Below are 22456 nucleotides of genomic sequence, written 5' to 3'. Positions count from 1 at the left end.
GATCAGCGCACCCGCTTGTACCAGCCGCCGTCCTCGAACAGGGGCTGGTAGTCAGGCGCGCCGGCGTCGGCCGCGCCCAGCTCGCGGTCCAGTCCCACCACCCCGAACAGCGACAGGCTGTCACGGAACAGGCGCAGCACGCGCTGGCGCAGCACCGGGCCGAAGTCGGGCAGGGCGCGGCGGCAGACGATGCCGTGGAATTCCTGGAAGGACGCGTCGGTCACCAGGCTGTACTGCGCCCAGGTGATGCGCTCGCGCAGGCGCGGCAGCAGGCGCGCCTCGCCGTTCGACACTTCGAAGTAGTCGGCCAGGCGGCCGCTGCCGCCGCTGGCTTCGTACTGCGGCTGGGCCAGCGCGAGCGCGCCGGCCGGCAGGGAAGCGTTGCGGGCTTCCAGCAGCAGCTCCTCGCTGGCGAGCGTGGCGAACACTTCGGTACGCCCGTACAGCTTTTCCTCGGCCAGCACGATCGCCAGCGTCCACGCTTCGGCCACGCCGGCCGGCTCCGCCAGCCACACTTTGGGCAGGGCGGTCGGGCGCAGGCTGTCGCCGAGCGCGCTGCGCAGGCGGCGCGTGTCCTCCGGCAGGTCGAACAGCTCAGCCTTCGGCACCGCCAGCGCCCGCACCACCTCCTGGGCGACGCCGGCTTCGTGCAGCACGCGCTCCTGCAGGCCGGAGACCGTCGCCAGTCCGCGCGCCTGCAGCAAGGCCTGCAGGCGCTCGCGCAGCCCGGGGCGGGCATAGCCGCGGAAATCGAAACCAAAGCGCTGGTAGACGGCTTCCAGCAGCAGTTCGATCTCGAGTTCCTCGGTGGCCTGGAGGTTGGCAAGACCGGCAAAGCCGGTCCAGACACTCAACTCACCCATCAGTGCAACCACACGCGCATCATCGACAGCAGCTGGGCCACATCGACCGGCTTGGTGATGTAGTCCGAGGCGCCGGCGGCGATGCACTTGTCGCGGTCACCCTTCATCGCCTTCGCGGTCAGGGTGATGATCGGCAGCGAGCGGAACTTCGGAATGCGGCGGATCGCCCGCATCGTGTCGTAGCCGTCCATCTCCGGCATCATGATGTCCATCAGGACGATCTCGATGGTCGGGTCCTTCTCCAGCACCTCGATGCCGTCGCGGCCGTTCTCGGCGAACAGCACCTGCATCTGCTGGCGCTCGAGCAGGGTGGACAGCGCAAAGATGTTACGCAGGTCGTCGTCGACGATCAGCACCTTGCGTCCGGCCAGGCCGCCGTCGAGCGCGTGGATTTCCTCGAGCATGCGGCGCTGCTGTTCCGGCAGGCTGGCCTGCGAACGGTGCAGGAACAGCGCGGTTTCGTCCAGCAGGCGCTCCGGCGAGCGGGCGTCCTTCATGACGATGGTCTTGGCATAGCGCTTGAGCTTCGTGACTTCCTTGCGCGAGAGTTCCTTGGCGGTGTAGATCACCACCGGCAGGTCGCGCAGGCGTTCGTTGGCGCCGATGCGGTCGAGCAGGTCGAAGCCCGACACGTCCGGCAGGGTCAGGTCCAGCACCATGCAGTCGAAGCGTGCGCTCTCCAGCGCCTCGAGGGCGGCGGCGCCGGTGTCCACGGTGACCATGTGGATGTCGGCGTTGCCGATCAGCGCGACGATCGATTCGCGCTGGGCCATGTCGTCTTCCACCACCAGCAGCGAGCGCTTGCCGCCCATCAGGAATTTCTGGATGCGCTTGAATTCCTCCTGCAGCGCCTCGCGGCCCACCGGCTTGTTGATGTACGAAATGGCGCCCTGGCGCAGCGCACGTTCGCGCTCGCGCAGCGAGGACATCACGTGCACCGGGATGTGGCGGGTGTTCGGGTCGCGCTTGAGGCGGTCGAGCACCGTGAAGCCGTCGATGTCCGGCAGGTCGATGTCGAGCAGGATCGCCGACGGCAGGTAGTCGCGCGCCAGCGACAGGGCCGAGCCGCCGCGCTGGGTCACGATGCCCTTGAAGTTCTTCTCGCGGGCGAAGTCGAGCAGCACCTTGGCGAAGCGCTCGTCGTCCTCCACGATCAGCACCGACGGGTCGCCCGGGGTCACCAGGCCGCGGTCGTCCAGCACCGACGAATACTCGACCAGCGAGCCGGGCTCGATCGCATCGACGGTGACGATGTCGGTAGTGGCCTGGGCCGACGGCTGGTAGGCGACCTGCGCCGGCGCGGCCGGCGGCGGAGCCAGGCGTGCCGGCTGCGGCTGGCGCGCCTGTTCGTAGTTGATGAAGCCGGCGCGGTTGTACGGCAGGTACAGCGTGAAGGTCGAGCCGACATTGACGGTCGATTCGACGCGGATCTCGCCGCCCAACAGGCGCGCCAGTTCGCGCGAGATCGACAGGCCCAGGCCGGTGCCGCCGTATTTCCGGGCGGTCGAGCCGTCGGCCTGCTGGAAGGCTTCGAAGATCAGCTGCAGCTTGTCGGACGGGATGCCGACGCCGGTGTCGCGCACCGAGAACGCCAGCACCGCGTCGGCGTGCACCAGGTTCGGGTGGTCGTGGGTCCAGCCGCTGCTCACCAGGCTGATGGTGAGTTCGACCTGGCCGTGGCTGGTGAACTTGAACGCGTTCGACAGCAGGTTCTTCAGGACCTGCTGCAGGCGCGTGGTGTCGGTCATCACCGCGGTCGGCAGGTTCTCGGCCAGCGCCACCTCGAAGCCGAGGTGCTTGGCTTCGGCCATGTGGCGGAAGGTGCGGTCGACGTAGTTGCGCAGGTTCGAGAAGCGGTATTCCGACACGTCCAGCGTAACGGTACCGGATTCGATCTTCGACAGGTCGAGAATGTCGTTAATCAGGGTCAGCAGGTCGGAACCGGAGCCGTGGATGGTCTTCGCGAATTCCACCTGCTTGCCCGACAGGTTGCCCTCGGGGTTATCCGAGAGCTGCTGCGCCAGGATCAGGAGCGAGTTCAACGGAGTACGCAGTTCGTGCGACATGTTGGCCAGGAACTCGGACTTGTACTTGGAGGACAGGGCCAGCTGGGTCGCCTTTTCTTCCAGCGCCAGCTTGGCCTGTTCCACTTCGCGGTTCTTGCGCTCCACCTCGATGTTCTGCTCGGACAGCAGGCGCGCCTTCTCCGCCAGTTCCTGGTTGGTCTGCTGGAGTTCCTGCGCCAGCGACTGCGACTGGGTCAGCAGCGACTCGGTACGGCTGTTCGCCTCGATCGTGTTCAGGACCACGCCGATCGACTCCATCAGCTGGTCGAGGAAGGACAGGTGGGTTTCGGTGAAGCGGTCGAGCGAGGCGATCTCGATGACCGCCTTGACCTGCTGTTCGAACAGGATCGGCAGCACCACGATGTTGTTCGGCGGGGCCGAACCCAGGCCGGACGAGACCACGATGTAGTCGCGCGGCACGTCGGTCAGCCAGATGCGGTTCTTCTCCAGCGCGCACTGGCCCACCAGGCCTTCGCCCGGCAGGAAGGAAGTCGGCAGCTTGCGGCTGGAACGATAGCCGTAGCTCGCGATCAGGCGCAGGCGTGCATCGGTCTCCTGCGAGTCCATCATGTAGAACACGCCGTGGTGGGCCGAGATCAGCGGCGCAAGTTCGGACAGGATCAGCTTGGTCACGGCCTGGAGGTCGCGCTGGCCCTGCAGCAGGCGGGTGAAGCGCGCCAGGTTGGTCTTCAGCCAGTCCTGCTGCGCGTTCTTCTGCGTGGTCTCCTTCAGGTTTCGGATCATCTCGTTGATGTTGTCCTTCAGGTAGGACATCTCGCCGCGCGCTTCCACCTGAATCGAGCGCGACAGGTCGCCTCGCGTCACCGCGGTCGCCACTTCACCGATCGCACGCATCTGGTTGGTCAGGTTCGCCGCCAGCTGGTTCACGTTCTCGGTCAAGTCCTTCCAGGTACCCGCCACACCCGACACGTTTGCCTGGCCGCCGAGTTTACCTTCGGTACCCACCTCACGCGCCACACGGGTCACCTCGGATGCGAACGAGGACAGCTGGTCCACCATGACGTTGATGGTGTCTTTCAGCTCGAGAATCTCGCCCTTCACGTCCACGGTAATCTTCTTGGACAAGTCACCGCGCGCCACCGCGGTCGTCACCGCCGCGATGTTACGCACCTGGCCCGTCAGGTTCGAGGCCATGAAGTTCACGTTATCGGTCAAGTCTTTCCAGGTACCGCCGACGCCCGGCACGTAGGCCTGTCCGCCGAGTTTACCTTCGGTACCCACCTCACGCGCCACGCGCGTCACTTCGGAAGCGAACGAGGACAACTGGTCCACCATGACGTTAATGGTGTTCTTCAGTTCGAGAATCTCGCCCTTCACGTCCACGGTAATTTTCTTGGACAAGTCGCCGTTCGCCACCGCGGTGGTCACCTCCGCGATGTTACGCACCTGGCCGGTCAGGTTACCCGCCATCGAGTTCACGCCGTCGGTCAAGTCTTTCCAGGTGCCCGCAACGCCCGGCACGTTCGCCTGGCCGCCCAGGCGGCCCTCGGTACCCACCTCTCGTGCGACGCGGGTCACCTCGGATGCGAAGGAGTTCAGCTGGTCGACCATCACGTTGATGGTGTTCTTCAGCTCGAGAATCTCGCCCTTCACGTCCACGGTAATTTTCTTGGACAAGTCGCCGTTCGCCACCGCGGTGGTCACGTCCGCGATGTTACGCACCTGGCCGGTCAGGTTACCCGCCATCGAATTCACCGAGTCGGTCAAGTCCTTCCAGGTACCCGCGACACCCTTCACGACCGCCTGGCCGCCCAGCTTGCCCTCGGTACCCACCTCACGCGCCACGCGGGTCACCTCGGATGCGAACGAGGACAACTGGTCCACCATGACGTTAATCGTGTTCTTCAGCTCGAGGATCTCGCCCTTCACGTCCACGGTAATCTTCTTCGACAAGTCGCCGTTCGCCACCGCGGTCGTCACCGCCGCGATGTTACGCACCTGGCCCGTCAGGTTCGAGGCCATGAAGTTCACGTTGTCGGTCAAGTCCTTCCAGGTACCCGCGACACCCGGCACATAGGCCTGGCCACCGAGTTTTCCTTCCGTCCCCACCTCACGCGCCACGCGCGTCACCTCGGATGCGAAGGAGCGCAGCTGGTCCACCATGACGTTGATGGTGTCCTTCAGCTGCAGGATCTCGCCGCGCACGTCCACCGTAATCTTCTTGGACAAGTCGCCGTTCGCCACGGCGGTGGTCACCTCCGCGATGTTACGCACCTGCGAGGTCAGGTTACCCGCCATCGAGTTGACCGAGTCGGTCAAGTCCTTCCAGGTACCTGCCACGCCCTTCACCTGCGCCTGGCCGCCCAGCTTGCCCTCGGTACCCACCTCACGCGCCACGCGCGTCACCTCGGACGAGAACGAGGACAGCTGTTCCACCATGGTGTTCGCGGTCATGGCCGCGCGCAGGTACTGGCCCTTGAGCGGGTGGCCGTCGACTTCCAGCGCCATGGTCTGCGACAGGTCGCCCTTCGCCACCGCGCCGATGACGCGCGCCATTTCCGTGGTCGGACGCACCAGGTCGTCGATCAGGGTGTTGACCGAGCTGATGATGGTGGCCCAGCCGCCCACCACGCCCGGCAGGTCGGCACGCTGGGTCAGGTGGCCTTCGCGGCCCACCACACGCGACACGTCGGTGACCGTCTCCACCATCTTCTGCTTGGTTTCGATGATGTCGTTGAGGGTGTCGGCGATCTTGCCCGACACGCCGGTCCAGTCCGAGGGCATGCGGACCGAGAAGTCGCCTTTTTTCAGCGCCATCAACGTGGTCAGCAATAGTTTGACGTCCAACTGTTCGCCCATGTCGGTCATGTTGTTCATCGACTCAATCCTTGTATCGCGTGTGTGGTGAAGGGGTGGTGCGCCACAGGGCAGGCGGATGCGCCGGCCTGGGACTGTCAACTGTGAAATCCAGAGAAGATACTCTTGTATAAGTCCAAGTCAAGTATTCCGAACACTTTGCCAGAAGAAATCTTGCAATCTAGAAAAATAGAGCTGGCAATCCGGCGGAGCGTAACGCAAATGAACAGGAGCTGGCGCACAATTGACGAGGACATTGTTGTATTGACACTACAAAGATCCGGATTTGTCTCCCATCGCGGGCTGGTAGTTGCAATTGGTGACTCTTTTGTCATCGAACTCATTTAGCATGAGGCAATAGCGAACCGTATTTGTCACATGATCGACACCTCACTATTGCTCGAGTTGCTGGAGGCCAAGGACGATCCGACCTGGACGGAACGACTGTTCGGGCTGGCGCACAGCCTGGGCTTCGATCAGATGCTGTACGGCGTTGTCCCGTCGCGACATGTGAAGTTCGAGACAGCGTTTACGCGCGCCAATTATTCTCCCGCGTGGCGTGATCGCTATGACGCCAACGGCTTCGTCCATGTCGATCCGACGGTCGTCCACTGTGTAGGCAATACGCTCCCACTGGTCTGGGCGCCGGCCACCTTTGGCGGCGGGGTGCCCGGCGCCTTGTACGAGGAAGCCCGCGCACACGGTATCCGCAGCGGCGTGACCCTGCCCATCCACGGCCCGCAGGGTGAACTGGGCATGATTTCCTTTGCTACCGACATGGGTCCGGGCAAGCAGTTCGAGCGCTCGCTGCTCGCCGTGCTGCCGGCGCTGTCCCTGGTGCGCGACTATGCCTTCGCGTCGTCGGCGCGCTTCCGCGAGGCGCGTCCGGAATCCGAGCTGCCGCGCCTCACCCGGCGCGAGCTCGAAGTGCTGCAATGGGTCATGGCGGGCAAGTCTTCCTGGGAAGTGGCCCGGATCACCGGGTGTTCCGAGGCCACCGTCAATTTTCACCTGGCCAACGTGCGCCAGAAATTCGGCGTCAGCACGCGCCAGCAGGCGGTCGTCAAGGCGATCGCCCTCGGCCTGATCACCCCGGAAGATCACCGTCGCTGAGCCTGCCGTTGACGTAGAGGCGCAGCAGGATGGCAACGGGGGCCGGCACCGCCAGCCCGGTCTCGAAGCGGCTGCCGCTCGACTGGGTCACCCCGAAACGGCTCCAGAATTTCTCCTGGCTTTCGCGCTTGGCGTTTCGGAGCCGCCGCAAGTCGTGCGGCGCCGCCTGCGGCACGCCGCCCGCCTGCATGGCTTGTCCCGTCCGGTCCGCTTCAAGTACTGCCGCCAGTGCTTTGCACATCAGTTCATTTCCCATGTCTGCTCCTCTCCGTGGCTGTGTATGCAGTCTGCAAGTATTCCACCGCGGTGATGCATAGCCACCTAGCAGAGCTGATAGTTCCAGCCCTGCCCGTTTTGCATGAATCTTGTATGCGAAACGCATAGTTTGATCCACCACAACTAGGGGCCTAAAAATGACGATGCAAATCAAAATCGCAGCACGCCGTGAGTTCAAATCCAAAGATCTGTGGGATATGCATACGCTACGCGCCAAGGTATTCAGCGGGCGCCTGGGCTGGGAAGTGCCGGTGCTGTCCGGCATGGAAATCGACGGTTATGACGCACTCGACCCGGCCTACATGCAGATGCGCGAGCCGGGCGGCCCGCTGCTCGGTTGCTGGCGCCTGCTGCCGACCGAGGGTCCGTACATGCTCAAGGATTCCTTCCCCCAACTGCTCGAGGGCCGGGCCGCGCCCAGCGACGCGCGCATCTGGGAGCTGTCGCGCTTCGCCCTGGAAACCGACAAGGAGAACCGCTACGGCTTTTCGGACATGACGATGCAATGCTTCGAAGCCGTGGTCCGCTACGGTATCGAGAACGGCCTGACGCACTACGTGACGGTGACCACGACGGCGATGGAGCGCCTGACGCGCCGCGCCGGCGTCGTCACCAGCCGGCTCGGCGCGCCGCAGCGCATCGGCATCGAGAACGCGGTGGCCTTCTACGTGGACGTGCGCGCGACCTGGGAAGCGCTGTTCGCCCAGCGCATGGCGTCCTAGGCCTGATCGCGGTCGCCACGAAGCTCGCGCCGAAGGAAAGTCCAGGTCAGCGCCCACATGCGCGCGGTCTGGGCATTGTCCGCCGCGCCGGCGTGGCCGCCTTCGGTGTTCTCCCAGTACAGCAGTTCGTGGCCCTGTTCCAGCATGCGCGCCGCCATCTTGCGCGCGTGGCCCGGATGCACCCGGTCGTCCCGGGTCGAGGTGGTGAACAGCACGCGCGGGTAGCGCACCCCGGGACGCACCTGGTGGTAGGGCGAGTAGCGGCCGATCCAGGCCCACTCGGCGGGATCGTCGGGGTCGCCGTATTCGCCCATCCACGAGGCGCCCGCCAGCAGCGTATGGTAGCGGCGCATGTCGAGCAGGGGCACCTGGCACACCACGGCCCCGAACAGCTCGGGGCGCTGGGTGAGCGCGGCGCCGACCAGCAGGCCGCCATTGCTGCCGCCCATGATGCCCAGGCGGCGGCTGCTGGCGATCCCGCGCGCGGCCAGGTCTTCGGCGACGGCGATGAAGTCGTCGAAGGCGCGCTGGCGGTGCTCCTTCAGGGCCGCCTGGTGCCAGCGCGGACCGAACTCGCCGCCGCCGCGGATGTTGGCCACCACGTAGACGCCGCCGTCTTCCAGCCAGGCCGCACCGCTGATGGCGCCGTAGGCGGGCTTGAGGGAGACCTCGAAGCCGCCGTAGCCGTACAGGACCGTCGGGTTGTCGCCGTCCAGGCGGGTGTCGCGGTGCATCACGGCAAAGTAGGGTACCCGGGTGCCGTCGCTGGACAAGGCTTCGAACTGGTGCACCTGCAAGCCCTCGGCGTCGAAGAAGGCGGGCATGGCCTTGAGCGGCTCCGGTAGTTCCACCGCCTCGTCGGCGCCCGCTTCCATCAGGTACAGGGTGGATGGCGCGGTGAAGCCGGTCACGGTCAGGAAGTAGCGGTTCGAGGCGACCCGGTCGAAGGCCCAGGTGTCGAGCGCGCCGAGGGCCGGCAGGGCGAGCGCGCGCGCCCGCCAGTCCTCGGCGCCGCGGCGCAGCTCGACGATGCGGTTCTTGACCTTGTCGAGCACGGTGAGCAGCAGGGCGTCGCGGGTCACCGTCAGGCCGTCGAGCGAGGTGGCGGGGGTGGGCAGGAACAGCGGCTCGAAGCGGGCCTTGCCGTCCAGGACCGCCTCGAGATCGGCGGCCAGCAAGGCGCCCTGCGGGTAGCTGCGCCCGCCAATCTCCCAATCCGACCTCAGCTCGACGATGAGCTGGTCGCGCACCGCGAAGGCATTCGCGTCCTCGGGCTTGGGAATCTTGACCAGCACGCCCCCGCGCCGCACAAACAGTTCGCTGCTGTAGAAGCCGATCTGGCGCTGCACGAACGCGCGCTCGAAGCCGGGCGTCGCGTCGGCCCAGGCCGAGACCGACAGGTCGTCTGGCAGGGCTTCGTACACGGTGAGGGCCTCGGCCAACGGCGTGCCGCGCCGCCATTCCTTGACGATGCGTGGATAGCCGGACCCGGTGAGCGAACCGGGTCCGAAGTCGCTGCCGACGAACAGGGTGTCGCGGTCGATCCAGGCGACGTCGCTCTTGGCTTCCGGCAGATTGAAGCCGTCCGCCACGAAACTGCGCGTGGCCAGGTCGAACTCGCGCACGACATGGGCGTCGCCGCCGCCGCGCGAGAGCGATACGAGACAACGGCCGCCCTCGGGTTCGAGCCAGGTGACGCCGCCCCAGACCCAGTTTTCGCCTTCTTCGCGCGCCAGCAGGTCGAGATCGACCAGCGTCTCCCAGGCGGGCGCGGTCTTGCGGTACTCGTCGAGCGTGGTACGGCGCCAGATGCCGCGCGCATGGGCGGCATCGCGCCAGAAATTGTACAGCAGGCCGGCATGGCAGCCCGCATACGGGATCCTGTCGGTCGAATCGAGGATGGCGCGCAGGCGCTCGCGAAGGTGCGCATGGCCGGGCCGGCCCTCCAGCTCGGCCTCGGCGGCGCAGTTACGCTCGCGCACCCAGGCGCGGGCGCGCGCGCCGTCGACCTCCTCGAGCCAGAGGTAAGGGTCGTCGGGAACGGGGGACTGCGGGCGCTCTGGCGGGGTCATGGTGAGGATGCTCCGGCAAGTCGGGCTTGCGATTGCCTATACTAACAATATCAAGCGGCCATAACCGCACGCCTGGAGACCCGATGGATACATCCCCGACCGGCAGTCCGGCAATGAACGCCGCTGCCAGCAGCATGTTGCCGCCGACCCGGCGCGGCGCCGGCGCCGCGCCCTGGGTGGCGGGGCTTGCCTTGTCGCTGGCGGTCGGCGCGCTGTGCTACCGGGTGGCGGCGGGCGCCGTCGAGAACGACGCCCGGCGCCGCTTCGACACCGTGGCCCGCCTCGCCCAGGAGCGCATCGCGAGCGCGATCGCCGCCTACGCCCGGGTGGTGCGCGGGATGGCGGCGCTGCATGCGTCCGGCGACGCCCCGCTGACCCGGCTGCAGTTCCATCGCTACGTCAGGGCGCTCGACCTGCCGGCCCAGTTCCCGGCGATCGATGCCGTCAATTTCATCGCCCACGTGCCGGACGCGCGGCGCGAGGCCTTCGTGGCCGGCGTCCGCCACGACCGCAGCGTCGACCCGGCCGGCTACCCGCGCTTCGACATCTGGCCGGCGGGGCGCCGTCCCTACTATGAAGTGGTCACCTGGGTCGAGCCGGATGGCGTACCCAGCAGGCGGCTCGGCTTCGACATCGCCTCGCAGCCGTTTGCGGCCAAGGCGCTGGCCCAGGCGCGCGACCGCGGCCAGATCACCGCCTCCGGCAATCCGATCCGGCTCGCGCTGCCCGCGCCGCACACCGCGCTCGGCATGCGCGAACCGCTCTACCTGGGCGGCGGCGTGCCGGCCTCGCTGGCGGAGCGCCGCGCGCGCTACCTGGGCAGCGTCGGCATCGCCTTCTCGGTCGACGAACTGGTGCGCCGCGCGCTCGGGCCGCAGGCGCGCCACCCGGTGGCGCTCAGCCTGTACAGCGAGCCCGGGCCGTCCGGGCAGGGGGCAGGGCGCGCCCTAGCGCTCGATCCGCATGACCGCCTGCTGGTCGGCGCGGACGTGCGCGGCGCGCCGGCCGGCAAGGCGCGCCTTACGACCCGGCTGCCCATCGACTACGTCGGTACGCGCTGGAAAGCGCATTTCTCGGCTGAGCGCGCCGCCATGGCCGCGGGCTCGGGTCGCTACCTCCCCCTGCTGGCCTTCGGCTCCGGCTTCGGCGTCACGCTGCTGGGTTTCGCGCTGTTTTTCAGCCTCTACCGTTCGCGCCGGCGCGCGCTCGACCAGCGCCTGCTGCTCGATTCGGTGCTGGACAACCTGGACGCCTACGTCTACCTGAAGGACAGTGCCAGGCGGATGCGCTATGTGAATGCGAAAACTGCCGCCCTGATCGGCCTGCCGGCGGCGCAAATCGTCGGCCGGCGCGACCTCGACGTGGTCCGTGCGGCGGCGGCCGAGCCGATCTGGGAGCGCGACCGCGCCGTGCTGGAGGGACGTGAGCGCCACGTCTGCCAGGTCGAACTGCCCCTGCGCGACGGCAGCATCCGCCAGCTGTGGAGCGTCCGGGTGCCGCTCTATCCCGAGGACGATCTGCCCGCCGTCCTATGCATCTCGACCGACATCACCGCGCTGCACGAGCTCAAGGCGCGCGCCGATGCCGCCAGCCGGGCCAAGAGCGCGTTCCTGTCGAACATGAGCCACGAAATCCGCACGCCGATGAACAGCATCATCGGCATGACCCACCTGGCGCTGCAATCGCAGCTAGATGCGCGCCTGCGCGGCTACCTGGACAAGATCCGGCACTCGGGCCAGCACCTGCTGGGCATCGTCAACGACATCCTCGACTTTTCGAAGATCGAAGCCGGCAAGCTGGAGCTCGCCCCGCGCGGCTTCATGCTCGACGGCGTGCTGCGCAACGTCGAACTGCAGCTGGGGCAGGCGGCGGCGGCCAAGGGCCTGGGCTTCGAGGTCGAGATCGCCCCAACCTTGATGCGCCCGCTGCGCGGCGACCCGCTGCGCATCGAGCAGGTGCTGCTGAACTTCGCCGGCAACGCCGTCAAGTTCTCGGACGACGGCCGCATCGTCTTGCGCGCCCTGCTGGAACGCGCCTTCGGCCCCGAGCTGCTGGTGCGCTTCGAGGTGCAGGACCGCGGCATCGGCATCGCCGCCGACAAGCTGGCCGGCCTGTTCACCCCCTTCCACCAGGCCGATCCCTCGGCCACGCGGCGCCACGGCGGCACCGGGCTGGGCCTGGTGATCAGCAAGCAGCTGGCCGAGCTGATGGGGGGAGAGGCCGGCGTCGAGAGCGTATTGGGGCAGGGCAGCACCTTCTGGTTCACCGCACGCCTCGGCCTGGAGGACGGCATCGCCAACCCCGGCCTCGGGGGCGCGCCCTGGCCGGCCGCATACACAGGCGGGCCTGCCGGCGTCGCTGCCGGTGCGCTGCCCCTGGACGGCTGCGCCGTGCTGCTGGTCGAGGACAATCTCTTCAACCAGCAGGTCGCCCGCGAGCTGCTGGTGGGTGCCGGCGCCGCGGTGAGCGTCGCCGGCGACGGCCGCGAGGCGCTCGCGATCCTCGGCGCGCCCGGGCGGCGCTTCGACTGCGTGCTGATGGACGTGCAGATGCCGGTGATGGACGGCCTGGCCGCGACCCGGCGCATCCGCCAGGACCCGCACCTGGCCGGCACCCTGGTGATCGCGATGACGGCCAATGCCGGGGTCGAGGACCGCACCCGTTGCCTGCAGGCGGGCATGGACGAATTCCTGAGTAAACCCGTGGTGCCCGAGCTGCTGGTGGCGACGATCGCGCGCTGCATTGGCCGCAGCCCGGCGCCGGCGCCGGACCTGGTGGCGGCGCCCGGGGGCGGACCGATCGACCTGGCGCTGCTGGCGGCCACCTTCGGGGGCGAGCGCGACCGCATGCGCAAATACGCCTTCCTGTTCGTGTCCACCGCGTGCAAGGCACTGGACGAGATCGATGCCGCCCTGGCCGCGGGCGACGCACACGCCGTGTCCGCCGTCGCGCACCGCATCAAGTCGTCGGCGCGCACGGTGGGCGCCGGCAGCTTCGCCGCCGTGTGCGAGGAACTCGAAGAGCTGGCGAGACACCCGGCGCAGGCGCGTGCCCTGGCGGCGCGCCTGCGGGCCCAGCTGGCGCGCATCGAACGCGAGGTCGGCAGCCGCCTCGGCGCCCGCGCGCAAGACCGTCAATAGAGGGTGGCGCGACGGTGCTGCGAGCGGCGCAGGTGGGGGTTGTCAAAGGGATACGGCGCCGTTTCAAGCCTTCCGTCAGGACCCCAAAACGGGTATCCTTTGCCCCTTGAGCAACCCAAGCGTTCCGATGCCTTCCCCGATCACCCCAGGCTTGTTAATCTTGCACGGCAACCAGATGGAATTGCTGCGCAGCGCCGTGTTCGACTGGATCCGCAGCCACCCGCTCGGCCCGCTCGAGCAGGAAACGATCCTGGTGCAGTCGAACGGGGTGGCCGAGTGGCTCAAGATTGCGCTGGCCGAGGAACTGGGCGTGTGCGCCGCCACCCGCGTGGCGCTGCCGGCGCGCTTCCTGTGGGAAGCCTACCGCGGCATGCTGGGGCGCGAGCGCGTGCCCACCCGCGCGCCGTTCGACAAGGACCCGCTGGCCTGGCGCCTGATGCGCCTGCTGCCCGCGCTGGTGGAGGACGCCAGCTATGCACCGCTCAGGCAGTTCCTCGGCGACGGCTGCCCGGAGCGCCGCCTGCAGCTGGCCGAGCGCCTGGCCGACCTGTACGACCAGTACCAGGTCTACCGCGCCGACTGGCTGGCCGACTGGGAAGCGGGCCGCGACCAGCTGCGCCGTGCCGTTGGCGATCCGGTACCGCTGGGGCCGGACCTGACATGGCAGGCCTGCCTGTGGCGCGAGATCCACGCCAGCATCCCGCACGAGCAACGCGTCAGTGGCCGCGCCAGCATTCACCAGCAGTTCCTGGCCGCCGTCGAAGCGGGCAGGGAGCCGGCATCGACCCTGCCGCGCCGCGTGATCCTGTTTGGCATGTCGACCTTGCCCTACCAGACCCTGCAGGCGATTGCCGCGCTGTCGCGCCACGCCCAGGTGCTGTTCGCGGTGCCGAACCCCTGCCGCTTCTACTGGGGCGACATCATCGAGGGACGCGAGCTCCTGAAAGCCGCGCGCCGGCGCCAGCAGCCGCGCGAAGGACGCGAGCTGGCCAGCGTGCCGGTCGAGGAGCTGCACATGCACAGCCATCCGCTGCTGGCGAGCTGGGGCCGCCAGGGACGCGACTTCGTGCGCATGCTCGACGAGTTCGACGGGGGCGAGGGCAGCCGCATCGACAACCTGCGGGTCGACCTGTTCGACGAATCCGAGGGCGGCACCCTGCTGCAGCAGGTGCAGGCCGCCGTGCGCGACCTGCTGCCGCCCGGCGAGCATCCAGGGGCGCAGCTCAAGCCGCCGCCGCCGCGCGAAGACCGCTCGATCGAGTTCCACATCACCCACAGCGTCCAGCGCGAAGTCGAGGTGCTGCACGACCAGCTGCTGTCCTGGTTCGCCCAGGACCCCAGCCTGCGCCCGCGCGACGTGGTGGTGATGGTGCCCGACATCGACCTGTTCTCGGCCGCGATCCACGCCGTGTTCGAGCAGCATCGCCGCAGCGACCCGCGCCACATTCCTTTCCAGATCGGCGATGTGCGCGACCGCAGCGTGAATCCGCTGCTGGTGGCGCTCGAATGGCTGCTGCGCCTGCCCCAGCAGCGCTGCCGCCAGAGCGAGGTGCGCGACCTGCTCGACGTTCCGGCAGTAAGCGGGCGCTTCGGCCTGCATCCCGACGACCTGCCCATCCTCGGCCGCTGGATCGAAGGATCCGGCGTGCGCTGGGGCCTGGACCGCGAGCACCGGGCCGGCCTTGGCCTGGCCTCGGTGGGCGAACAGAACGCCTGGATCTTCGGGGTGCGCCGCATGCTGCTCGGCTACGCGAGCGGGGCCGGCGCCAGCTTCGCCGACATCGAGCCGTATGGGGAAGTGGGCGGCCTGGACGCCGCCCTGGCCGGCTCGCTGGCGGAGTTCATCGACAGCCTGCTGCAGTACCGCGCCGCGCTGGCGCAGTCGCGCACGCCGCGCGAGTGGGGCGAGGCGGCGCGCGCGCTGCTGGCGGCTTTCTTCCACCCCGCCATCGAGGCCGACCGCCTGACCCTGGCCCAGCTGAACGAAGCGCTGCAGTGCTGGCTCGAGACGGTCGACGCGGCCGGCTTCGACGAGCCGGTCCCGCTGGCGGTGATGCGCGAATCCTGGCTCGGCCAGCTCGACCAGCCGACCCTGAACCACCAGTTCGTATCGGGCGGGGTCACCTTCTGCACCCTGATGCCGATGCGCGCCGTGCCTTTCCGCGCGGTGTGCCTGCTCGGCATGAACGACGGCGACTTCCCGCGCCGCACCCAACAGGCGGACTTCGACCTGCTGGCGCTGCCCGGCATGGCGCGCCCGGGCGACCGCTCGCGCCGCGACGACGACCGCTACCTGATGCTGGAGGCGCTGCTGTCCGCCCGCGACAAACTGTACGTGAGCTGGGTGGGCCGCAACGTGCGCGACAACAGCGAGCAGCCGGCTTCTGTGCTGGTGGCGCAGTTGCGCGACTACCTGAAGAACGGCTGGGACCTCGACCTGTCCGAACGCACCGTCGAGCATGCGCTGCAGCCCTTCAGCCGCCGCTATTTCGAGCACGGCGGCCTGCTGACTTATGCGGGCGAATGGCGCTCGGCCCACGGCGCCGACGATGCCGCCGGGGCAGCCGCGGGTGCAGCCGACTCTTTGCCGCCGTATGAACTGGAACCGGGTTTCGTGCTCAAGCTGGGCGAACTGGCCGCCTTCCTGCGCCAGCCGGCCCGCTACTTCTTCCGGCGCCGCCTGGGAGTGGTGTTCGCCGATGCCGCCGTGGTGGGCGAGGACGAGGAACCGTTCTCCCTCGATGCGCTCGAGCGCTACTTCGTCGAGGACCACCTGCTGGACGACAGCGGAGCGGCTGAACGGCCGGACGAAGTGCGCGCGACCCTGCACGCGCGCGCCGGGCGCCTGGCGCGCGAAGGCGTGCTGCCGATCGGCCTGCTGGGCCGCCAGTGGCAGCAGGAGCTGGTCGACGGCCTGGTGCCGGTGCGCACCGCCTGGCTGGAACTGGGGGCGCGCTTCCCGCATCCCGCGCCCAAGCGCGCGGTCAGCCTTGGTCTCGGCGAGGGGATCGTGCTGGACGACTGGATCGACCGGCTGCGCACCGACGGCGAGGAAACCGCCTGGCTGATGCAGGTGTCGTCCAGGGTGCTGGACCGCGAGGGGCGTCCGCGCGGCGACAAGCTGATCGGCGCCTGGCTGCGCCAGCTGGCAGCTGGCGCGGCCGGCGCCCCTGTGGCCGGGCACCTGGTGGCGCGCGACGCCATCCTGACCCTGGATGCCTCCAATCCGATCGAGGCCGCGGCCACGCTGCACGAGCTGGCGCGCCTGTGGCGTGCCAATCTCGACCGCCCGCTGGGCGTGGCCTGCAAGACCGCGCTGGCGCTGCTGCAGGAAGGCGATGCGCGCAGCGTCTACGACGGCGGCTACGAGATCACGGGCGAGGTGGACGAGCTGTGCCTGGCGCGCCTGTGGCCCGACTTTGCCGCCCTGGTGGCGGCCGGCGACTGGCCGCATGTGGCGCGCGACCTGTACGGGCCGCTGGCCGAGTGGCTGGAAGACGCGGTGCATGTGGCGCCGCTGCAGGGCAGCGTCGCGGAGGAAGCAGAATGAGCCAGCTCCTCGAAGCGCTGGACTTCCCGCTGCACGGCACGCGCCTGATCGAGGCATCGGCCGGCACCGGCAAGACCTGGACCATCGCCGCGCTCTACCTGCGCCTGGTGCTCGGCCACGGCGACGACGCGGGCTTCGTGCGCCCGCTGTTGCCGGGCGAGATCCTGGTCATGACCTTCACCCGCGCCGCGACGCGCGAACTGGCCAAGCGCGTGCGCGAACGCCTGGTGGAGGCGGCCGCCTTCTTCCGCGGCCAGCTGGACGTCGACGATCCCTATTTGCGCGAGCTGCTGGAGGCCTACCCGACGGAGCTTGAGCGCAGCGTGGCGGCGCACCGCCTGGTGCTGGCCGCCGAAACGATGGACGAGGCGGCGATCTTCACCATCGACGCCTGGTGCCAGCGCATGCTGCGCGAGCACGCCTTCGACTCCGGCAGCCTGTTCGACGAAGAACTGGTGGCTGACGAGCGCGCCCTGTTCGAGGACGCGGCCCACGACTACTGGCGCCAGCACATCTACCTGCTGGGCGCGGACGCGCTGGCCTCGGTGCGCGAATGCTGGAAGGACGTCGAGGCTTTGAAGGGCGCCGTGCGCGAGCTGGTCACGCGCACCCGCCTGCTGGGCGACTGCGCCCCGGAGCCGCTCGGCGTGCTGGTGGCGCGGGTCGAGCGGGCCCTGCGCGCCGAGCTGTCGGGCCTGAAGGAAGGCTGGGCCGCGCGGGCCGATGAAATGGAGGCCTGGATCGCGGGGCAGCGCGAGCGCAATGCGAAGTGCTTCAACGGCAACAAGATGCGCGCCGACTCGCTGGTGAAATGGTTCGAGGCGCTGCGCGCTTGGGCGAACGATCCGGCGCGCGTGCTGCCCGACCTGAACGACACTGCCTGGCGCCGCCTGTGCCCGGACGGCATCGTGGACGCCTTCAGCAAGGACTTCGTGGCCGAGGTGCCGGCCTGCTTCAATTTCACCACGCCATTGAAAGAGGCACTGGCGCGCCTGCAGCCGCTGTCGCATTCGCTGCTGCGCCACGCGGCCGGCCACATCGCCGCCCGCATGCGCGAGCTGAAGGTGCGCAACCGCCAGTTCGGCTTCGCCGACATGCTCGAGCGCCTGAAGGACGCCCTCGAAGGACCGAACGGCGAAGCGCTGCAGGCGCGCATCGTGCAGCAGTTCCCGGTCGCGATGGTCGACGAGTTCCAGGATACGTCGCCCGACCAGTACCGCATCTTCGACCTGTTGTACCGGGTTGCCGACAATGACCCTCGCCGGGGGCTGTTCCTGATTGGCGACCCCAAGCAGTCGATCTATGGCTTCCGTGGCGCCGACATCCACAGCTACCTGGCAGCGCGCCGCGCGACCGCGGGCCGCCATTACCAGCTGGGCGTCAACTACCGTTCCACTGCGCCGCTGGTGGAGGCGGTGAACCAGCTGTTCCGCCATGCCGAAGGACACGCAGGGCAGGCCGGCTATCCCTTGGGGGCCTTCCGCTTCCGCCGCGGGCAGGACAACCCGCTGCCGTTCGAGCCGGTGCAGGCCAAGGGCCATCGCGAGCGCCTGGTCGGCGCCGATGGTCCCCAGCATGCGATGTCGGTGTGCTGCGCCGGCCCGATGAACCAGGAAACCTACCGCGACTATTTTGCCCACCACTGCGCCGAGCACATTGTCGGCCTGCTGGGCGACGAGCGGGTCGGCTTTTCGGACGGCGAGCGCTTCCGCCGCCTGATGCCGGCCGATATCGCGATCCTGGTGCGCGACCGGCGCGAAGCCGCAGCCGTGCGGCGCGCCCTGGTCGAGCGCAAGGTGGCCAGCGTCTACCTGTCCGACAAGGATTCGGTGGTCGAGAGCGAAGAGGCGGCCGACGTGCTGCGCTGGCTGTACGCGGTCGCCAATCCGCTCGACGGCACGGCGGCGCGCGCCGCCTTTGCCACGCGCACCGCGGGCCTGCCGCTCGGCGAGCTGGCCAGGCTGTCGAGCGACGAAGTGGCCTGGGAAGCGCGCGTCGAGCAGCTGAAAAACCTGCACGGCGCCTGGCAGCGCCAGGGCGTGCTGGCCATGCTGCGCCGCTTCGTCCACGAACTCGGCCTGCCGGCGCGCCTGCTGCGCCAGCCGGGCGGCGAGCGCCGGCTGACCAACCTGCTGCACCTTGCCGAACTGCTGCAGGAGGCGAGCACCCAGCTCGAAGGCGAGCAGGCCCTGATCCGCTGGCTGGCCGAGCAAATCGAGGGCCTGGGCGAGGGCCAGGGTGAAAACAGCGAACGGGTGCTGCGCCTGGAAAGCGACGCCGAACTGGTCAAGGTGGTCACGGTGCACAAATCCAAGGGCCTGGAATACCCGCTGGTCTACCTGCCGTTCGCGGTGACCGCGCGCGCTACCTCCCGGCGCAACCGCGCCTTCTTCGAATTCGTGGGGCCGGACGGCGCGCGCCACCTCGACCTGGCGATGGGCGACGAGGCGCTGGAGGCGGTCGACCGCGCGCGCCTGGAAGAAGACCTGCGCCTGCTGTACGTGGCCTTGACGCGCGCGCGCCACTTCCTGTGGCTGGGCGCGGCGCCGGTCAGCGGCCGCAGCAAGAATGAAAACCGCTTGCACGAGTCGGCGCTCGGCTACCTGCTGGGCGGCGGCGAGAAGATCGAGGCGGAACTGCTGCGCGAGCGGCTGGAGCGCCTGCGCGGGAACGTCGACGGCATCGTGCTGCACGACCTGGCCGAGGCCGAAGGCCGCAGCTTGCTGGCGCGCGAAGACGTGCGCCCGGACCTGCTGGCGGCGCCGCGCTATGAAGCCTCGTTCGAGCGCGACTGGTCGATCGGGTCCTTCACCTCGCTGGTGCGTCATGCCGTGAGCGCCCAGCCGGCTTCGCCGCCTGCGCCGGCCCCCATGCGCGCCCAGGAGCAGACCCTGCTCGAGGAAGCGCCGCAGGTGCTCACGCCGCCGCGCATCGAGGACGCCCCCTGGCACCGCTTCCCGCGCGGCTCGGTGCCCGGCAACTTCATGCACGAACAACTGGAATGGATGGCGGGCGAAGGCTTCCGGCGCGCAGACGAGCCGGAGCTCATGGTGCGCCTGGGCCAACGCATCGAGCGCGCCGGCTGGGGGCACCGCCTGGACGATGCCCTGGCCTGGCTGCACGCGGTGGTGAGCACGCCGCTGCCGCCGCTGGGCGCGGCCTTGCGCGCGCTGCGCGATCCGGTGCCGGAGCTGGAGTTCTGGTTCCCCAGCGAGCGCCTCGACGTGGCGCAGCTCGACCGCCTGTGCCGGGCGCGCATCATGAGGGGCCTGGACCGGCCGATCCTGCCGGAGCGGGTGCTGCACGGCATGCTCAAGGGTTTCGCCGACCTGGTGTTCGAGCACGATGGCCGCTACTGGGTCCTCGACTACAAGACCAATGCGCTGGGGCCGGGCGACGCCGCCTATACCCAGGGCGCGATGGAACTGGGCATGCTCGACCACCGCTACGACATCCAGGGCACGATCTACATGCTGGCGCTGCACCGCCTGTTGCGCAGCCGCCTGGGCGAGTCCTACGAGCCGCGCCGCCAACTGGGGGGCGCCGTGTTCCTGTTCCTGCGCGGGATCGCGAATACCGACACGCGCGGCTGCTGCCTGCTGGGACCGGACCTGGAACTGCTGGACGGGCTGGAAGCATTGCTGGACAAGGATCGCCATGCTTAAGCACGAGGCACATCCGGAACTGCTATGGAAGGAACTGGCGCGCCTGAGCGGAGCCGGCGAGCTGCGCCGGCTGTCCTGCGCCTTCGCCCGTTTCATCGCCTCGCTCGCGGGCGGACAGGCGGCGGCGCCTGCGCTGGTGCTGGCCGCCGCCGTGCTGTCCGAACTGGAAGGGCAGGGCCACAGCTGCCTGCTGCTGGACGACCTGGCAGCCGGCCCCGCGAGCCTGCTGGGCTGGGAAGACGAGGGGTGGAAAACCCTGGCGCGCGCGGCCCGCCCCCTGCCGAAGACGGCGCAGGCCTGGGCGCGGCAGCTGGCCGCCTGCGGCCAGGTGTGGGAAGTCGGCGCCTTCGACTACGACCAGCCGCTGGTGCTGGATGGCGACCGCCTCTACCTGCGCCGCTACTGGCGCGACGAGATGCTGGTGGCGCAGGCGGTGCGCGAGCGCGCCACGAAAGCGCGCGAGGTCGACGTGCGCGACGTGCGCGGCTGGCTCGACCTGCTGTTTGCCGCCGGGCCGGGCCCGGCGCAGGGCGCCGGCGATGGACCCGACTGGCAGAAGCTGGCCTGCGCCATCGCCCTGCGCGGCTCGGTGGCGATCATCACCGGCGGTCCGGGCACCGGCAAGACCTATACCGTGGCGCGCCTGCTGGCGCTACTGTTCGCGACCGCCCCGGAGGCGGGCAGCCAGCGCATCGCCCTGGCCGCGCCGACCGGCAAGGCGGCGGCGCGCCTGAAGCAGTCGATCGACAAGGCGCTGGGCGACCTGGCCGACAAGGTCGGTTCGCAACTCCCGCTGCGCGACCTGACCCAGCGCATGGGCGCAGCGCGCACCCTGCACAGCCTGCTCGGCGCGCGTCCCGATACCCGCGCCTTTGCCCACCATCGCGGCAACCCGCTCGACGTCGACGTCCTGATCGTCGACGAGGCATCGATGGTGCACCTGGAGATGATGGCCTCGCTGCTGGACGCGCTGCCGCCCGCGGCCACCCTGATCCTGCTGGGCGACAAGGACCAGCTGGCGTCGGTGGAGGCGGGAGCCGTGCTGGGCGACCTGTGCCACAACGCCGGGCTTGGGGGCTACACCGCGGCCACGCTCGACTACGTGCTGGCCGCCAGCGGCGAAGAGCTCCCTGGCGAATTCCTCGGCGACGCCGGCGCGCTGGCCCAGCAGACCGTGATGCTGCGCCACAGCCGCCGCTTCGGCGGCCCGATCGGACAACTGGCGCTGGCAGTGAACGCAGGCGACGCGCTGCGCGCCGAAGCCGTGCTTCGCGCCGGCAAGCCTGACGGCGGCGGGGTGCGCTGGATCGAGAACGCCCAGCAGGTGCAGGTACTGCAGTTGGCGCAGTCCGGCTACGGCGCTTACCTGGACGTGTTGAATTCGGGCTACCAGGCTGGATTGAACACGGATCATGATGAATGGGTGCGCCAGGTCTTGCAGCGCTTCGAATCCTTCCGCATCCTGTGCGCGGTGCGCGATGGAGAATGGGGCGTGGCCGGCCTGAACGAGGCAGTGGCCGCGCGCCTGGCCCAGGCCGGACTGCTGCGCCCGAACGGCGAATGGTATGTCGGCCGCCCGGTCATGGTCACCCGCAACGATTACGGGACCGGGGTCTACAACGGCGACATCGGCGTCACCCTGGCGGACCCGGCGCGCCCGGGCGCGCTGCGCGTCTACTTCATGGAAGGCGACACCGTGCGCAGCGTGCTGGCGACCCGTCTGCGCAACGTCGAGACGGCGTTCGCGATGACGGTGCACAAGTCGCAGGGCTCGGAGTTCCGCCACACGGTGCTGGCCCTGCCGCGCGAGCGCGGCGCCGTCCTGACGCGCGAGCTGGTCTACACCGGCATCACCCGCGCCAGCGAGCTGTTCACCCTGGTGTCGCCGCCCGGCGCGGTACTGGGCGAGGCGATCGCCCAGCGCACCCACCGCACCAGCGGCCTGCGCGGGATGCTCGCGCCGAGCGCGCGCTGAATTGGGTTAAACGCGCCTGTCGCGCCGGCGCGACGTCCTGTTTGAGCGAGCACAAGGGAAGGCCCGGATCACCCCACAGCCGCCGAACTCGGCCGCACATGGCGAGTCATAAGGGAAACGGCCTATGACGCCTGCACAAAGTCCGGGCTGCAATGTTCGTGTAATTAATCACTTATTCCTGCTATTTTCGGCGACCA

10 protein-coding genes are annotated in these 22456 nt (G+C 68.8%); 6 read left to right on the top strand and 4 right to left on the bottom strand.

Going from position 1 to position 22456, the window contains the following annotated elements; genetic code table 11:
* Positions 1-2: 2 nt before the first annotated feature.
* Together AC56KL_RS00860 and AC56KL_RS00855 are read right to left on the bottom strand one after the other, a co-directional pair.
* Positions 3-863: a CheR family methyltransferase gene (locus tag AC56KL_RS00860; protein ID WP_497178263.1), complete on the bottom strand. Its 861-nt coding sequence runs from the start codon at positions 861-863 to the stop codon at positions 3-5.
* Positions 863-5767, bottom strand: a complete 4905-nt coding sequence (locus tag AC56KL_RS00855; protein ID WP_497178262.1) for a response regulator — start codon at positions 5765-5767, stop codon at positions 863-865. The genes AC56KL_RS00860 and AC56KL_RS00855 overlap by 1 nt, the downstream gene beginning before the upstream one ends.
* A 357-nt stretch (positions 5768-6124) precedes the next feature.
* Between AC56KL_RS00855 and AC56KL_RS00850 the strand changes: the two genes are divergently transcribed.
* Positions 6125-6859: an autoinducer binding domain-containing protein gene (locus AC56KL_RS00850; protein WP_497178261.1), complete on the top strand. Its 735-nt coding sequence runs from the start codon at positions 6125-6127 to the stop codon at positions 6857-6859.
* Here AC56KL_RS00850 and AC56KL_RS00845 read toward each other — a convergent pair.
* Complete coding sequence (locus AC56KL_RS00845) at positions 6834-7049, bottom strand: helix-turn-helix domain-containing protein (protein WP_497178939.1); 216 nt, start codon at positions 7047-7049, stop codon at positions 6834-6836. The two genes, AC56KL_RS00850 and AC56KL_RS00845, sit on opposite strands and share 26 nt — an antisense overlap.
* A gap of 223 nt (positions 7050-7272) precedes the next feature.
* Between AC56KL_RS00845 and AC56KL_RS00840 the strand changes: the two genes are divergently transcribed.
* The gene (locus AC56KL_RS00840; protein WP_497178260.1) at positions 7273-7857 is read left to right on the top strand and encodes an acyl-homoserine-lactone synthase; all 585 of its coding nucleotides are present in this window, start codon (positions 7273-7275) and stop codon (positions 7855-7857) included.
* On the opposite strand, the gene AC56KL_RS00835 is transcribed toward AC56KL_RS00840, so the two are convergent.
* Complete coding sequence (locus AC56KL_RS00835) at positions 7854-9929, bottom strand: prolyl oligopeptidase family serine peptidase (RefSeq protein ID WP_497178259.1); 2076 nt, start codon at positions 9927-9929, stop codon at positions 7854-7856. The two genes, AC56KL_RS00840 and AC56KL_RS00835, sit on opposite strands and share 4 nt — an antisense overlap.
* A gap of 83 nt (positions 9930-10012) precedes the next feature.
* Here AC56KL_RS00835 and AC56KL_RS00830 point away from each other — a divergent pair, with 83 nt between their 5' ends.
* From AC56KL_RS00830 to recD, 4 genes are all read left to right on the top strand, one after another.
* A complete protein-coding gene (locus AC56KL_RS00830; protein WP_497178258.1) occupies positions 10013-13069 on the top strand; it encodes a CHASE domain-containing protein in 3057 nt (1018 codons plus the stop codon).
* 127 nt (positions 13070-13196) lie between these two features.
* The gene (gene recC / locus AC56KL_RS00825; RefSeq protein WP_497178257.1) at positions 13197-16619 is read left to right on the top strand and encodes an exodeoxyribonuclease V subunit gamma; all 3423 of its coding nucleotides are present in this window, start codon (positions 13197-13199) and stop codon (positions 16617-16619) included.
* Positions 16616-20284, top strand: a complete 3669-nt coding sequence (gene recB, locus AC56KL_RS00820; protein ID WP_497178256.1) for an exodeoxyribonuclease V subunit beta — start codon at positions 16616-16618, stop codon at positions 20282-20284. Before recC ends, recB begins: the two co-directional genes overlap by 4 nt.
* On the top strand, positions 20277-22259 hold the full coding sequence (gene recD / locus AC56KL_RS00815) for an exodeoxyribonuclease V subunit alpha (protein WP_497178255.1): 1983 nt from the start codon (positions 20277-20279) through the stop codon (positions 22257-22259). Before recB ends, recD begins: the two co-directional genes overlap by 8 nt.
* The last annotated feature ends 197 nt before the right edge of the window (positions 22260-22456 follow it).

The sequence above is a fragment of the Telluria sp. ZB4P34 genome (genome assembly GCF_059686055.1).
This window is presented reverse-complemented; position numbering and strand designations above follow the sequence as displayed.